This is a genomic window from Alkalinema pantanalense CENA528 (assembly GCF_050753345.1).
Lineage (GTDB): Bacteria > Cyanobacteriota > Cyanobacteriia > Leptolyngbyales > Leptolyngbyaceae > Alkalinema > Alkalinema pantanalense.
Map to the genome: position 1 here is coordinate 1 of NZ_JBLZFX010000019.1, position 14,865 is coordinate 14,865.

The 14,865-nt window shown below is 47.9% G+C and carries 10 protein-coding genes; 8 read left to right on the top strand and 2 right to left on the bottom strand.

The window, feature by feature from the left end; genetic code table 11:
• Positions 1-113: 113 nt before the first annotated feature.
• The gene (locus ACN4EG_RS08460) at positions 114-593 is read right to left on the bottom strand and encodes a hypothetical protein (protein WP_431628904.1); all 480 of its coding nucleotides are present in this window, start codon (positions 591-593) and stop codon (positions 114-116) included.
• Positions 594-1,367: 774 nt separating this feature from the next.
• Between ACN4EG_RS08460 and ACN4EG_RS08465 the strand changes: the two genes are divergently transcribed.
• From ACN4EG_RS08465 to ACN4EG_RS08485, 5 genes are all read left to right on the top strand, one after another.
• On the top strand, positions 1,368-1,559 hold the full coding sequence (locus tag ACN4EG_RS08465; RefSeq protein ID WP_431628905.1) for a hypothetical protein: 192 nt from the start codon (positions 1,368-1,370) through the stop codon (positions 1,557-1,559).
• Positions 1,560-1,976: 417 nt separating this feature from the next.
• Positions 1,977-2,201 carry a hypothetical protein gene (locus ACN4EG_RS08470; RefSeq protein ID WP_431628906.1) on the top strand — a complete coding sequence of 75 codons (225 nt, stop codon included), beginning with the start codon at positions 1,977-1,979 and terminating at the stop codon, positions 2,199-2,201.
• 37 nt (positions 2,202-2,238) lie between these two features.
• Entirely contained in the window at positions 2,239-2,502 is a 264-nt protein-coding gene (locus ACN4EG_RS08475; protein WP_431628907.1) for a hypothetical protein, read from the top strand.
• A 276-nt stretch (positions 2,503-2,778) separates the two neighbouring features.
• Positions 2,779-3,054 (top strand): hypothetical protein, encoded by a 276-nt coding sequence (locus tag ACN4EG_RS08480; protein WP_431628908.1) that lies wholly within the window; start codon positions 2,779-2,781, stop codon positions 3,052-3,054.
• A 268-nt stretch (positions 3,055-3,322) separates the two neighbouring features.
• Positions 3,323-3,775 (top strand): hypothetical protein, encoded by a 453-nt coding sequence (locus ACN4EG_RS08485; RefSeq protein WP_431628909.1) that lies wholly within the window; start codon positions 3,323-3,325, stop codon positions 3,773-3,775.
• An 8-nt stretch (positions 3,776-3,783) separates the two neighbouring features.
• Here the strand turns inward: ACN4EG_RS08485 and ACN4EG_RS08490 are convergent, their stop codons facing one another.
• Positions 3,784-6,225 (bottom strand): pentapeptide repeat-containing protein, encoded by a 2,442-nt coding sequence (locus ACN4EG_RS08490; RefSeq protein ID WP_431628910.1) that lies wholly within the window; start codon positions 6,223-6,225, stop codon positions 3,784-3,786.
• A 1,120-nt stretch (positions 6,226-7,345) separates the two neighbouring features.
• Here ACN4EG_RS08490 and ACN4EG_RS08495 point away from each other — a divergent pair.
• The 3 genes from ACN4EG_RS08495 (at position 7,346) to ACN4EG_RS08505 (ending at position 14,671) form a co-directional block, all read left to right on the top strand.
• Positions 7,346-9,079 carry a hypothetical protein gene (locus tag ACN4EG_RS08495; RefSeq protein ID WP_431628911.1) on the top strand — a complete coding sequence of 578 codons (1,734 nt, stop codon included), beginning with the start codon at positions 7,346-7,348 and terminating at the stop codon, positions 9,077-9,079.
• 215 nt (positions 9,080-9,294) lie between these two features.
• A complete protein-coding gene (locus ACN4EG_RS08500) occupies positions 9,295-12,735 on the top strand; it encodes a PLL family lectin (RefSeq protein ID WP_431628912.1) in 3,441 nt (1,146 codons plus the stop codon).
• Positions 12,736-13,360: 625 nt separating this feature from the next.
• Positions 13,361-14,671, top strand: coding sequence for an AAA-like domain-containing protein (locus tag ACN4EG_RS08505; RefSeq protein ID WP_431628913.1), 1,311 nt, complete (start codon positions 13,361-13,363; stop codon positions 14,669-14,671).
• Positions 14,672-14,865 lie beyond the last annotated feature (194 nt).

Below are 14,865 nucleotides of genomic sequence, written 5' to 3' on the forward strand. Positions count from 1 at the left end.
TCATACAAATGGGTACTTGGAGTCATGATGGTTCGACTGGTTGTGTGGTAACTTCTAGCCTAAACCAGACTCCAACGCCCGTCCCGCTTTCGTTTTATTCCTCAATACTTTTGTCAGTCAAGCAGGCCAGTAATCACATTGCCTTCGGTGCTGCTGGTGGCGTTTTCAAAAACTCCGGTGTTATCAATTTGGAAAATGCCTGTAAACCCAGAATTCAGGGGGTTGGCTGTATTCGTGGATTGAAATGCCGCAATTTGTTCTCCACTCTGACTGAGGGAGAGATCGGCGTAGTTGCCCCCCGGCCCAATGGCTCCAGACTTCGTCCAGGTAAAGCTCGCAGTAACGTCCAGACTGCTGATGACTGTGCCTGCGGCAATGGTTGAATTAACCGTCAAACGAATTAGATTTTCATTGCCATCGCCATCAGTCGCTGATGATCCCCGAAATGCTGAGCCCATCCAACCGTTATCGGTGAAGTAAATGACGGTGCCTGCTTCTAGGGGAACCAAGTTGACAAAGGAAAAAGAATCAGGAGATCCGTTGGTGATGTAGCCAACGATCGCAATGTCGCCGGGAGTTAAGATTGTGGGCATGATCTCACGTGGTGGGGAATGAATTGACTGAGATTTACTGACTGAGATGCACTGGCTGAGATTTACTGACTGAGATGCACTGGCTGAGACGAACTGATCTAAGGATCAAGTTTTGTAATCCCTGGAATACGGTCATCAGTCCATGACGGCTGTGACTCGTCAGCATTAAAAAATGCCCACAAGAAAAAAGTACAGCAATGATTACTGCACCTATCCGCTATGGCGAATGACTGTCACTCAGGGGCTGATCATCAAGGGGGAACTCAAGGGTTCTCAAAAACTTTTTCTTAGCAAGGTTCTTGGAAATGTGTTTAGCAATATTGTCCTCGGGAATTCTGCTAGTTAATTTCCCACAGTCAATTTAAGAACTTGATAAGCCCTTGTTAAGTTGTATGAAAATATACTGAATCTTCACAACTGGAGTTGAGATTAAGGGGCAGAGAGAAGGCCCCAACTCCCTTGAGGAATTGAGTGATCCAGCCAGAACAAAACCCTTAGCTATTAACCAGGCTTTTTCTGGTCGGTTTTGGGGTTGGCGAATGCGACGAGACCGGGGCTGGCCTGGAACCCAACCGGGCGACTTTCCATGGGGTTTAGGTGCAGGTGCCGGGGTACCAATCCCTGCTAAAACTTGAGCAAAGACATTGCAACCCAACCTGGCAAGAGGTGTTGGGTGAGGCAAGGGAGGCGGAAATCTTGCACCTCCGCTTGTGCTAACCACCACTGCCAACTTGACGATTAAGCCTTCTAACCGCTTGGTAGGGATTGGGCACAATGAGGAACCGCCAAGACAATTACAGCAGCGATATGGGGCCATCCAGAAATCTAGCGGGCTTTGTGCTCCAAGTCAAAGGCCACCAGGGGGCAACAATCCGTGCAACTCACCGCATCCTCATCCAGGAAACTCGGATCGCCCTCTCGATCACCGCCTCAATGGTCTACGATCGACCAGAGGTCATCGGGTAATCCATTTCCGCAGCATAGGCGATGAGTGCAGCCTTGATTTTTTCCGGGGATATTGGTGGCCTGACTGATGTAGAGCAAGCTATCCGTTGTCCAAGGCAACTAGGGAGTGGAACTTTACTCAGGTTCAGGGATTTGTCACTTACCAGCGCTTACGTTCAGCGATCGAGAAAACCTCGTTGTGTTTTGTCGTGTTTTGTCGTGTTTTGTCCTGAAGTTAAGAGAAAAGATTGACATACACAAAAAATATGTATTTAATACACTTATATGCAGCTTTTAAGGCTGAATATACCCGTTGATTTTTCGTAGACAGAGTTTCTCAACACCTCTCAATCGACGCTGATTGACGAATCAGTTCTGTTCTTATTTTTAGGTTCGCTACAAAGTCCTCACAACCAAAGAATCAGGGAGGTTTGTGTCATGCTACGCCCCCATCGTCCGTTGATCGAAATTCCGGGTCATCTTCTGAAGTATTTCTGTATTGGAACCCTTGGGTTTATGGTTGCTCTGTTGATTTTTGGCGCGATCGGAGCGACTTCCATTATTCCCGCCTTGCTGAGTGCTTTTGTTCCCATCCTTGGTCGGCTTTTGGCGGTGATCTGTTGTCTGATTTGCATTGGTGTGATTTGGGAGTCGATTCGTTAGTCTTACCCATCCATTCAAAAACTTTTGGAGGTCAGATATGTTAGGTCAGTCAGGTTACTTGGCCAGAGCGTATCGCCGGGGATTGCCGAGGTGGGCGTTCTCTCGATATTCCCGTCAGGCTTTGCCCCGCCGCTGCCGATCTGTCTCAAAAAAACAGGCGATCGAGATCGATCGGGTAACCGTACCCAAAGCAAGATCCTCCCCGCCGATCGTCCCGTTGCCCCTGTCCTCTGATGATCCATCGGCAACTCAGGATGGGGAGGAAGAGGAGTCTACTAGCTCGTTTTTTGCGACTGTCTAGGCTCCTTGGCTAGAGAACCCTGCATAGATTGGCCTCTTGACCGATCGGATCTATGCAGGGTCGGTCTCGATGCATATGCTTTACGCCTCAAGTACATAATTTCAGATTAAAATGTATATACAAATTTGTTTTAAAAAATGTTTATTTTTTGGAATATGTTCAAGCTGTACGGATTTAATAGATACACCCATGCAACATTGGCTCTCAGTCTAAGCAACTGAGAATTCTCTGGGGAAAGTTCTATTATCCATTCAGTTCACCAAGGAGGCATCAAGTATGCCAAAGGCTAAAGCAAACAACGAGACCGATGTAGACAACGATCGAAGTCGCACAGGTGCACGAGCCCAGCGAAAACGTCTCAATCTTGATCTTGCGCCGGCTGCCTATGAGTCCCTTCAGGAGTTGGCGGAAGAGTCAGGCAAAAATATGGCAGAGATTCTACGAACCGGATTAGCTTTGTATGCGATCGCTCAGGAAGCCAAAAGCCAAGGACGGAGTTTAGGCGTGATTGAAGGCGATAGGGTGATTAAGGAAATTGTCATTCCTGATTAAGTTACAAGTGAATGATGATGTAATTAACACGCTTGCGGCTGAGATGGCTGCTTAATTCCATTCTGCTAGAACCAACCTATAATGCACTAATCTCAAAAAATCTTGTTAACAGCGGGTTGAACAGGATTGAAACATTGCACTAAAAACTGCATGAAATATTGCATAAAACATTGCATGAAACATTAGACTGCATGTCTTGAAGGTGGTTTTCTAGACGTTGAGGTATTCCTAGAGAGCTGATGAAATCAGTTTTTTGGAGGATATGAAAATGTCTAGGGAACTACCTCAGTTAAAGCTTGATGAGTACCTGAGAGAAAAGGGATTTACCCAGGAGAGTTTTCAAGTCAGTGATCCGGATGAAAATCCGATCGGCAAAATTGATACCCGTCAAACGGTTGAAAAATTACAAATTGGCCATGATGACCTTGACCTGAAAACCGATGAAGGCCGCAAAGGGGCGGAGCTTCAGCATCGTATCCACTCGCGATCGACCATTTTGAAAGCATTGGTGGTGCCCATGTACATCATTCCCCTGTGGTTGATGGTCATCCTCTCACTGCCAGCTCTCAAGGTTAATGCCTACTCAGAGAAGATGCAGTTCACTTTGCTGGGTGCACTGGCATCGGATGTGATTGGGCTCTGTTATGTCGTCACTCGGGATCTATTTCCTAAAGGCTCATCTAGTCAGGATGAAGACGACAAAGCTGAAGACGAAACGTGAGAGCATCCCTAGCGATCTGGGTATTCCTCGGGATCCTCTTCTGGATCAGGGACGGCATCTTCAGAAATCTGAATGTCATCCGGATCAATGCGAATAATTTCTTGTTCAAGATTAAGGTTGATGCTATGAGCATGTAAGCAATTGTTATCTAAATCTCTCCGCAACTCACTAACATTATGAATATTTTTGCTTATCTTCTTGATAAACATTTTGAATTCCTTTTGGGTTGAGACGTTAATCTCCGTTTGTAATCGATTCTTTTGATTCATTAATTGTTCATACAGGTTCTTTGCAATCTGGCCCCTTTGCATTAAGTAATTAACAATTTCATATCTTCCTTTCGTTTGAAAGCCGCGAATTACATCTTCTAGGCGGTAGATCGACTCTTCCAGGCGCTCTAAGGCATCTTGGAAATCGGATAATCGATCGTCAATATCCGGTTCATGGATGCCCGAAGTGGGATAGTTGAGATCGCTCTCTACTTTCTCCCAGAAACAGCCTAAACGCTCTAAATGAGCCCGTGTTGTTGCAGAAATTCCCTGGTTCGAACCGAAGCAGGTTCCCTGAACTTGGACATCCTGCCAAACTGCTCCCAGACAATCGGTAAAGCGCAGATCGGCCCGGTTGAGAACCGCTTCGCTAAAATCCGTATGACAAGCGTAGGCACGGCAGAAATAGGCTTGGGTCAAATCAGCTTGAGAAAAGTTCACCCCGACTAGATAGGAACTGCCGATTCGCGTATGGCTCAAATTGGCCCGATCGAAGGATGCCCCGCTCAGATAGGCTCGGCTAAGTTCGGCGTGACTGAGGTTGGCCTGGGTCAAGTTGGCATCGCTTAAGTTAACCCGATTTAAATTAGCCCGCCGCAGATCGGCTTCGGTTAAATTGGCAGCGGCGAGCTTCGATCGAGACAGTTTTGCCCGCTGGAGGTTGGCCTGGGATAAATCGGTATCGCTGAGGTCGGCTCCGGTCAACTGTGCCCGTTGCAGATTCGCCTCCCGCAGAATCGTAGACGAGAGGTTGGTGCGGCTCAGGTTGGTATCTTGCAACGAAGCTTGCGTTAAATCCGCTCCTGTTAGGTCAGATTCCTCAATCTTGACCTGATTGAGTAGCGCATTCCGCAAAATTGCATAGCGCAGATCGGTACCCCGCAGATTGGCATGGTTGAAATTGGCACAAGTGAGGTTGGCTCGCTTGAGTTTGGCACGGCTCAATCTTGCACCTTGCAAGCTAGCATTCGAGAGATTGGCACTCTTGAAGTAAGACCCTTGCAGTTCAGCTCCTTCGAGGTTGGCTCCTTCGAGATTGGCATTTTGGAGGGAGGCCCCAATCAAGACTGCCGAAGCTAAATTTGCACTGTTTAAAATGGCGCTGCCAAACAGTGAATTACTGAGTCGAGCATTTCCTAAGTTAGCGCAATTGAGATTGGCTTCTTCAAAGCTGGCATTGATTAGTTCCGCATACTGAAGATTGGCGGACTGAAGCTGAGCCCGATTAAAGTTGGCACGTTTGGCATAAATCCGGCTCAATTGGGCATGCCGAAGATTCACTCCATGGAGATACGCCCCTTGTAGCTGTGCCTGGGTCAAGTCGGCTTGCTCTAGATTGGCATCCCGTAATGAAGCCCCGCGTAGCACGGTGGCTCGTAGATTGGCTCCGATGAGTTGAGCTTTGGTAAGGAGTGCCCCCCCAAGATCGGCCTGGGTGAGGTTGGCTCCATTCAGGTTCGCGCCTTCAAAATTGGTATTGAGCAAACGGGCTTCGGTGAAGTTGGCATCTTGGAGATCGGCATCTGCAAAGTGCGATCGGCGGGCATGGCAGCGATCGAGTTGCGCCTCCCGCAAGATAGCTTTAGATAGCTTGACGCTAATCAGTTGAGTGATGCAATTCGCATTGTGGGGATCGGGGCGTAGATCGGCTTGCGTTAGGTTAGCTTCCTTCATCACAGCATTGTTGAGCGTGGCTCCCCGCAAAATCGCTTTTTCTAAGTTGGCCTGGATCAGAGTGACTCGAATCAACTCAGCTCGACTGAGATCAACGCCGACTAAAATCGCGTTCTGAAGTTTAGCGCCCCGGAATTCGCCATAGATTGCCGTCGCTCCGGTGAGATCCGCATGGGAAAGATTGACGCCTCGCAGCACTGCATAATTTAAATTCGCCGATCGCAGTGTTGCATGGGATAGCTTGGCAGCCCCACAATCTGCGTGTTCCAGGTTTGCATGGTCGAGGTTGACCCCTTCTAAATCCGCACGACGTAGGCAGGCCCCCGTTAGGTCAGCATCCCTCAGATTTGCGCCTGTGAGGTTTGCCCCCCGCAGATCCACATTCCGCAGAATGGCTCCCTGTAAATTAGCCTGACTCAAATCCATGCGACTTAAATTTTGGCCAGTCAGGTCTTGGCCTGCAAAGTCTTGTCCAACGTAGCTTCCACCAGGAGTTAACTGAGCCATAGAATGCCACCTTCCCAGGCTATAAGCTAAGCTAAATTTGTATCTGGAATCACAAACTTGTTGCTTAACCAGATATTGTTAATTTGGTAACAGTAAAAAGTCCTGCGTACAAATTGAGCATTCTTTGTAGTATTTATTACACTGATCCCAAAGCTGTAGCCGAGAAGCTATATAGGGCAAGCTTTTTGAAAAATACAGAAATTGCTAGCAGCTTGGGGATCAGAGACTAAGTCAATAGATGCTTACCAATTTCAATAAATCTTTGCTGATCCCCGTAGGGTCGTGAAGGCTATTTTCGAGTTTACTTGGGACGCATCTAGCCCGATCACCCGGATCGATCGCTTAAAAATACAGTCAAAAAATAAATCACTGTAGTGAGCCGTCTCTTATCAGCCGTCTCTTATCATTGGCACCAGACGAGTTGCCACACTACTGGCTGGGCGATCGAAAAATTGCTTAACTTCTTTCCTAACTTCCTAAACTCCGATTGAACCCACAGGCACGATCGGGCAGACTGATACTCAGTGAAGTCTTGGAAATGTCTTGTGCTCTATTCCCTCAGTAGATGAGGACATATCTCTATGTAACTTAATCTATCGCGCCCCAATCTTTAACGATATGCCCCCAGTCCCAAGCCCTATTGCAAGCCATGGGCTTTAAATGGGAGATTTCGGTACTGGGGAAAATCTATAAAACGCTGAACCTAGAGCCGTTTACCGATATAGCCTATCGTAGACCGTGCGCTTTGAATTGGCGTTTCAATGTGACTTAACGATTTATCCTAAGGTCTGCGTTTTCAAAATTTAATTGGACGACTAATTGTGGACGACTAATTGAGATTTCCAAGACGTAGCTGACTCCCTAACTCTGATCGGTTCATTCCTCGTTTTGGGGTTAGGGAAATCAAAATGACGTTCTCTCAATTAAGTTCAACGGTTAGAAGACCAGAGAAAGAACATCCAGACCCAAGGAATCGTGTTGTTATTAGCATTGTCTGCCATGGCTCACAATGCATATCTGAACAGAATTCCTAACAATTGGTTTCAGGCTTGAACGATCGACAATCCAGCGAATGAATTTCTACTGAAACCGTCATCCATATTCAATTAAGCAGGTATTTATGGCATCTAACAAATCATACCTCTCCAGCCCCAAGTATGGTTATGATTTTGTCGTCGCAACGACTCAGGCTAGCATCAATGCAGGTCTTAAGGAATATCTCGATACGATCGATCAACCGACCACCTATCTTTGTTTCCTCGTGGATGACGATGGAAATCCCTCTGAATATATTGATCTCGAGACGTTGAAGCAAAGGACTGGCGGGATTGATCCCTTCACAATCCCCAATAAAACAAAATACAACGATCCTCGAATCACCACACTGACCCAAAATCGGTTTGCGGTGGGCCTCAAGCTGAAACTAGGTCTACCGTCCAGCGTTCCGCTAGAAAACTTACCCCCGATCGTTGATTTAGGGAATGCTGCTAATAACGTAACCTTCAATCTATTTGCCTCTGAGTTCGACATCATTCAGAATAATCCCCCCAGCGGCTGGGGCGGAAAAGGCTCTTGGCAGGTAGTATCGCAACCAGCGGATGACCCCTGGTATTTCAGCACAAGAGTTAACCTCGTCTATGGAGACTTAGATAAAGAGCTCAATACTCCCTACTTCAACCAATACCCCGAACAGCGAGAAGCCCTCAAAAATCAACTGCTGAACCTCAATTCAGGAGCTTTTAGCTTGCAGCAACTGCTGTTTGATTTAGATAATGCTGCTCTTCAGTCCATTCCCACCATTGAAGGCATTGTCAAAGGTTCCAATGCTGATTTGGTGTTGACGAAATACTTTATTAGTTACTATTTTGACTCTGTGAGAAAGCATGGAGAGCCAGTTTTAGCCGTTCATGCCGTGGCGAATGCACCAGATTGGTCAAGTTTGCGGCTGACGGGAATGGAACGCGAAGTGGCGCAGTTTGTCGATGGTAACGGCATTGTTGTGAAAGATCCCACACCTGAGCAAAAGCAGGTAACGACACTGGCCTACCTATGTGCGGCGAATAATAATCCCTTACCGGGTGTCGCCAGCTTTAACTGGAATTGGGTGGAGCCTGCTGATCTACTGAATGAGAGTGGTGCGATCGCGATTAATCGCAATACCCTAGCCACCTACTACAAAACGATTCTACTCCCGATCGTGAGACGGTCTTGTATCAAAGTATCCTGCAAAGTAGAGTTAGACTCGGATAGCTGGATTAGTGGAAAAGTCAAATATAGCGGTACCCTCCAACCGGGGCAATCTCCGCTTGAAACTAAAATCCCAGACAGTGGGAATACGGTTTTAAATATTTCCTATAAAAGCGATGCCCAAGACAGTGGTAAATCGGGAGCGACAGCGGGCGAACTCAAACTGAGTACTCCCTATTCCTGCTCGGTATCTTTTAGTGGTAATACAATCACAATCGTGCAAAACCTCAAGGTTTGGTGCTACGTCCGTTGGGATGCGACGGAAAATTCGGGCAACGTTTTCGATAAAACGATCACCGATGTCTATACGCTTTCCGTCGGACAGAATGGTTCCCTGCAAGTAAGTGCACCTAAGAGTACGGTGGTTGATAACTCCCAAACCCCAGAGCGGGGCTGGTTTGTCAATGCCTTCACTGGAGTTGATGACTTAATTAAAAGTCTCCAAAATCAAATCACCAACTTTGTTGGAACTCAGATCCGAGATATTCCTGCCGCTGATGTACAGAACTTTGTCTTTCCAGGAGCACGGGTCTTCACCTACAAAGATGCCCAGTTTTCCGAACATCAGGACTTGGTGAGCCGCATTACCTACGTTAAACCTAGCTGATTTTGCCTGAGGGATTGGCTACGCTCGATCGGGCTTGCTGGAAAGGCAGACAGATTGCTCTGCCCTGAGATTGCGGCCCGATCGCGCCAGTTCCTCAAGTTTCTAAACAGCATTTCCAGCAGCATTCATTCTGTTTCGTTTACCTATCCAGCATATTTACTATTAGCGGGCATCGATCTATGTCGAATATCAATTTGACGTACTCATCAGAAATGATGACGAACTATCTTCATGCAGAAATTATCTCGCCCCAGGCTAAGTTTGAAGCCTTGCAGACTGATGATGGCCATTCCCTTTTATTTTCGATCGGAACTGATAATACGTTTTACCTAATTCGCGAAGAAAGCGGCACCTCCGCCACCGGCTGGAACAAAGTAGACCTAAGTAGTGCATTCCTTAAAAAAGTCTTTGCAGGCCAACCTGAGGCTTACTGCCGCACCTTCGAAGTGGGGCAAAGTGTTCAAGATGGCTCGATCGGTATGGCGATGGTGATCAGTACCCCTGCCGGTGACCATTTGTATTTGTGCCTAGGTAACTCCAATAAAGACACCACTTGGGCCAATTCTCCTAATTGGGTCTCCTACGAATACGACAATTCCCAAATAAAACTGCCCAAACTGGACATTGTTAACGTCTTCTTTTGTGAAACGACAGGCGCAACCCAGTACATCATGGTAGATGTGGTGCGCGATTCCAATAGCGCGGTCAAAACCGTGAGACGATTCTACATCGACCCCAGCAAGAAAATGGGACGCTATTGGAACAGCCGTGATCTGCCCATTGACCTCGAAATTGACAAGTATGACAGTTGTCTGGGCAGGGCGCGGAAAGGGCGCGTGGATGGTCTATATACCGCAGGACGAGCAGGCAGCAGCGGCCAATTAGAGTTCTGCCCAGTGATCAACGTCTATGGCAGTGCGCCGCCCACGCCCGCTCGACTGAATTTGCCTGGTGGCACGATCGCGAGCGCAATCGCGGCTACCCGCAACGCCGACTTATCTACAGACCTATTTGTGATGAGTGGCAACGCACTGTACTACTTCTCTAGTTACAACCAAATCGATGGCGCGATCGGTGTACGCCTCATCACCAATGAAACCCTGTCGAACACCAGCAAGCTAGTTGCCATGTCCCATGATGGCGTAATAACCCTCTGGGGCAAAAATGCCAGTAATCAAGTCTATTACCTGACCTGTCCCCAAGCAGAAGCGGCCAATCCCGCAGCCTGGAGCGTTCCAGTCCCGATTCTTTCGAGGATTGAGCAGATTTCACCCTATGTCAATGGCGTAGATGGGGGCAACACGATTTTTGCAGCAGGGGATGGCAAACTCCAGAAAATCACGCAATCTCCCACCACCACGCTGTGGCAAACCCACGAAATCACCTTACCTCTGCCGCCCCAGGGAAAATCTATTTCCTTTAACTCCTACACCACCACGTTACAGGTTACCGATCAACAAAATTTGCCCCTCAAGGATATTTCCCTGAGCTTGAGTGCGAGTAGTCGCTGTGTAGTCTACATCAACGGTTTGTATTACGTTATTGATAATGCCCCAATTCATGTGACGTCTAATGCCATGGGGATGGTGACGATCGTGGAATCCACGGGCACCTTAACAGGCACAACCTTTACGGTTTCGACGGGCAGTGGGGCCGCGTTCGTAATTAATCCGATGGAGGAGCCCTTCAAGAAGTTAGCCGCACTGAATACGCCAGAGAAGCTCAAGGCTGCCCAGGTACGGGATGCTCAAGGGAAGATGACCCCCTTAGTTGCCAGTAACACAGCGACTGATCAACTTCAAACGGTGGCAACGGCTCTGACCAGTTTGAATAAAAGCTATGACCAAGCCAATGCAGAGTTAGCGCCGGTGCCTGCAACCGCCATGGCAAGCTTTGCGCCCGTTGCGTCTGTAGCTGTGCCCATGGCTATGCCAATGGCCTCGATGAACCTAAAAGATGCGATCGTCGTTGCGGCGGGTGATCTGTTCAACTGGTTGAAGTCGGGTATCAAAGCGATCGTCAACGTCGTAGAAGACGCAGCAACGAAGGCTTGGCACTTCATCGTGCAAATTGGTGAGAAAATCTACCGAGCTGTCCTAGATAGCGTTGAGGCTGTTGTGGGGGCGGTGGAATGGGTCTTTAAGGCCATTAAGACCGCCATCTCCGAGGTCATTAAATATGTATCCTTCCTGTTTGAATGGGACGATATCCGCCGAACCAAAGAGGTTTTACACAATTTGATTAAATGCTATCTGCAACATCAGGTTGATGGGCTTCAGACCATGAAGCAAGACTTTGACAACATGATTGGGGATGCAGAGGCAAAGATTAATCAATGGGCCGGAATTCAAGACTGGTCAGGGATTGGCACCGATATTGCCCAAAAGCCAGCTAGCAGTCAGGCATCCAACCCAATGCAAAATCAGACGGCAGCCTCCCTGCATCTCTCCCACCATTTCCAAAACAACGCCCAAAATGTTTCCATCACGGGTAAGGTTCCAGAAGTTGGATTAGTTCAGTCGCTGGTTGATGATTTGCTGACTGCGCTGAAGCAGGAAGGACAGGTACTAGATGGCGTGGTAGACCAACTCTCGAAGTTGGCTCAAGATTTTGCCAGCCTTAGCGTCGAGGAGATTCTGAAGCGATTGGCCGGAATCTTGCTGGATGGGGTACTCAGTAGCACTCAAGTGGTCGTAGATGCCATCTTCAATATCCTGACCGATCTGGCACAGTCCGCGATCGACTTCCTAGATACCAAAATCCATATTCCGGTCATTTCTGACATTCTCAATGAAATTGGGGTGCCCGATATGTCCTTCTTGGATGTCTTTTGCTGGATTGCTAGTGTCGCCTACACCGTAGTTTATAAGCTGGCCAAAGGGGAAGCACCCTTCCCGGATAACGAGCACACCACCTTCTTGAAAAATGCTGCTAGCCTGCGGCAACTGCAACAGGGATTCACGACTTCTCCTGCAAGGGCGATGGCCATGACGGCGGGGCCTGTGCGGAGTAATTCGCTCATGAGCTTCCCTGCGATTCCTAAATCGGTACAGACGGCGATCTTTATCATGGGCCATGCGATGGCAGGCTTCTTTGTCTTCAATGCCAACTTTGTGGATAGCTTTGAGGCCGCAGCAGAAACTGGAACCAATCCCTTTAGTACTTTCTCTGGGGTGCTAGGGGTGTTGAGTGGCGGATCGGTGGGTTTCGCGAACTTCTTGGTACCTAAGTTTGCGATCGAGGAAACAGCGATCAGTGTGATGAGCTCGGTCACGACAGGCATTCGGCTACTATGCAAAGGCATTTTTAGTGGCCCTGTCCAAGGTAAATTTGCAGCCTCGGAAGGGATCATGAACAATCTAGCGGCGGCGGATGGTCGGGCAACCGGGGCCATTGTGGATACCATTTTGATTATTCCCGCGATTGCTTGTACGGGATGGCACTTCTATGAGTTGGCCCAAAAGTCCGCTGACAGCGATCGTAGTGATGCCATTATTGAGGAAGTCAGTAATTGCACCTCCTTTATTTCCCGTGTTTCCTATACCGTAGCTGTGAACGATCCCGAACCCCTGTCTAAGGCGATCGGTATTGGGATCATGGTCGGGGCAAATGTGGCTTATTCCGGGCTACAAACGGCTCAAGCGGCCATAGGGTAAGGGATGCCCAGTTAATTGCTATTTAGCAAATAATTTCAATCCAAACAGACTGCCCCAACAAACCTAGGACAGAGTTACATTACTGTTACCTGTCCTAGGCTTTTTTCTATTGGAGAAGTCTGGAATGATTGAACCAAGTGACTAAATATCTGCTTAGGGATTTGCAAAGAAATAATATCCCCTCTTCATTCCCCTACCCTCCTACCCTTTTACTCTCCTACCCCTACCCAATTGGGATTTTATTTATGCGCTGTTCCCTTAGGCCCATGTAAGCATTTTTTTCGGATGGCTAGTCAGGGTTTATAGCTCTGTTCAATGCAAAATTTTATTGCATTTTATTGCTTTTATCGACTAGCAAATTATTATTTGCAAACGAGAATGTTTGTAGTTTTCACTAGTTTTTGATCTAGATTCCTCAAGGCAATGCCCCGATCGAACGGTCTATCAATTCCTGACACAGGGGCTGAATTAACAGACTCTGGGATGGTATTGTGACAGCATCTCAGGTTTTTCAAGGAATCGGTGGAGAACCGTCTGTATCCTGACTTCGTGGAGTCTCGGGATTCCACAGAACTCTATACAGAATTAACTCCTTGTGCGCCTCTATACTTATCTTCCTCTGAATATGTCAGCCCCCTATCCCAGTGGGTCCCTCGCCTTGGATTCACCCTATTATCTGGAGCGCCCCACCCTTGAAGAACCCGCCTACACCGAAATCAAAAAGCCAGGTGCGCTGGTTCGCATCAAAGCCCCTCGGGAAATGGGCAAAACCTCTCTGTTGCTCAGATTGCTGGACTTTGCCCAACACCAGGACTATCACACCGTCAGTTTGAATCTAGAACAGGTCGATGACGCGATTCTCAATGATTTAAATCGTTTTTTGCGCTGGTTGTGTGCCAATGTAACACGCCAATTGGGTTTGGTGCCTTGCCTGGATGACTACTGGGATGAAGATATTGGGAGCAAAGTTAGCTGTACCCTATATTTTCGAGGCTATTTGTTAGAGCAAATTAAAAAGCCACTGGTACTTGCGATCGATGAAGTGAACTATCTGTTTGAGCATCCTCAAGTGGCTAAGGATGTGTTGCCGCTGTTCCGCTCCTGGTACGAAGAAGCCAAACGGCTCCCCATTTGGCAAAAACTGCGTCTTGTGGTAGCACACTCCACGGAAATTTACGTTCCCCTCCAACTGACCCAATCGCCTTTTAATGTGGGCTTGCCGCTCGAACTGGAGCCATTTAATTTGGCACAGGTCAAAGAGTTGGCGCAACGCTACCAACTAGACTGGACATCCCAACAGCCAGAAGCCCTGATTTCTCTTCTGGGTGGCCATCCTGCCCTGGTACACTTGGCGATTTATCACCTGAGTTGTAGCAAGCTAACGTTTCAAGAGTTGATGGCAACCGCTGCCACCTCTAGCGGCATTTATGCCCATCATTTGCAGCGTCACGCCGCTGTTCTGCAAGAACAACCGGATTTGGCCCAAGCGCTCATCTCTGTGATGTCCACCGCTACTCCTTCCAAACTCGATCCGATTCAAGCCTATAAATTGCACAGCCTAGGACTCATCAATCTAATCGGCGATCGGGCGACCCAGGGCTGTGAACTCTATCGTCGCTATTTTGCACCGTCGACCCTATCGACCCCAGTCCCTAGTCCTCGCCGCAAGCGGGGGGTGATTCTGACTGCGCAGGGGTTGGACAAACTGCAAACAGCGAAACGGGATATGGAGGAACGGGAAAATCGGGGGCAGCGGTTGACCCTAGAACAACTCAGTGAACGAACCGGGCTATCGGTCGATACTTTGATGAAGGTTCAATCTCGGGCAGGGAAGGTGGATAAGCAGACGTTGAAGATCTACTTCCAGTCCTTGGGCTTAAGCTTGTCCGCTGACGATTTTGAGTTTCCAATGTCCGAGGAGGTCAGTGGTCATTAAAACGTCGTAACCATCCTGTAGTGACTCAACTGTCTGGTTTTATCTGCGTACTTTAGGATTTCAATTAGAATCATGATTGTAGTAATCATGATTCTAATTGTCAAAAATTTTAAAGTACGTTGCTTTTGGAATGGGATGAACCATTTACAAAAGCTGCAGGAAAATCTAAAAAGACGTTGAGTATTTTCGCAGAA

Excerpts from the sequence above, each read along its gene's own strand:
- ACN4EG_RS08495 (WP_431628911.1), top strand. The coding sequence starts at position 7,346 with ATGGCATCTAACAAATCATACCTCTCCAGCCCCAAGTATGGTTATGAT.
- ACN4EG_RS08475 (WP_431628907.1), top strand. The coding sequence starts at position 2,239 with ATGTTAGGTCAGTCAGGTTACTTGGCCAGAGCGTATCGCCGGGGATTG.
- ACN4EG_RS08460 (WP_431628904.1), bottom strand. The coding sequence starts at position 593 with ATGCCCACAATCTTAACTCCCGGCGACATTGCGATCGTTGGCTACATC.
- ACN4EG_RS08485 (WP_431628909.1), top strand. The coding sequence starts at position 3,323 with ATGTCTAGGGAACTACCTCAGTTAAAGCTTGATGAGTACCTGAGAGAA.
- ACN4EG_RS08490 (WP_431628910.1), bottom strand. The coding sequence starts at position 6,225 with ATGGCTCAGTTAACTCCTGGTGGAAGCTACGTTGGACAAGACTTTGCA.
- ACN4EG_RS08465 (WP_431628905.1), top strand. The coding sequence starts at position 1,368 with ATGAGGAACCGCCAAGACAATTACAGCAGCGATATGGGGCCATCCAGA.
- ACN4EG_RS08500 (WP_431628912.1), top strand. The coding sequence starts at position 9,295 with ATGACGAACTATCTTCATGCAGAAATTATCTCGCCCCAGGCTAAGTTT.
- ACN4EG_RS08505 (WP_431628913.1), top strand. The coding sequence starts at position 13,361 with ATGTCAGCCCCCTATCCCAGTGGGTCCCTCGCCTTGGATTCACCCTAT.
- ACN4EG_RS08480 (WP_431628908.1), top strand. The coding sequence starts at position 2,779 with ATGCCAAAGGCTAAAGCAAACAACGAGACCGATGTAGACAACGATCGA.
- ACN4EG_RS08470 (WP_431628906.1), top strand. The coding sequence starts at position 1,977 with ATGCTACGCCCCCATCGTCCGTTGATCGAAATTCCGGGTCATCTTCTG.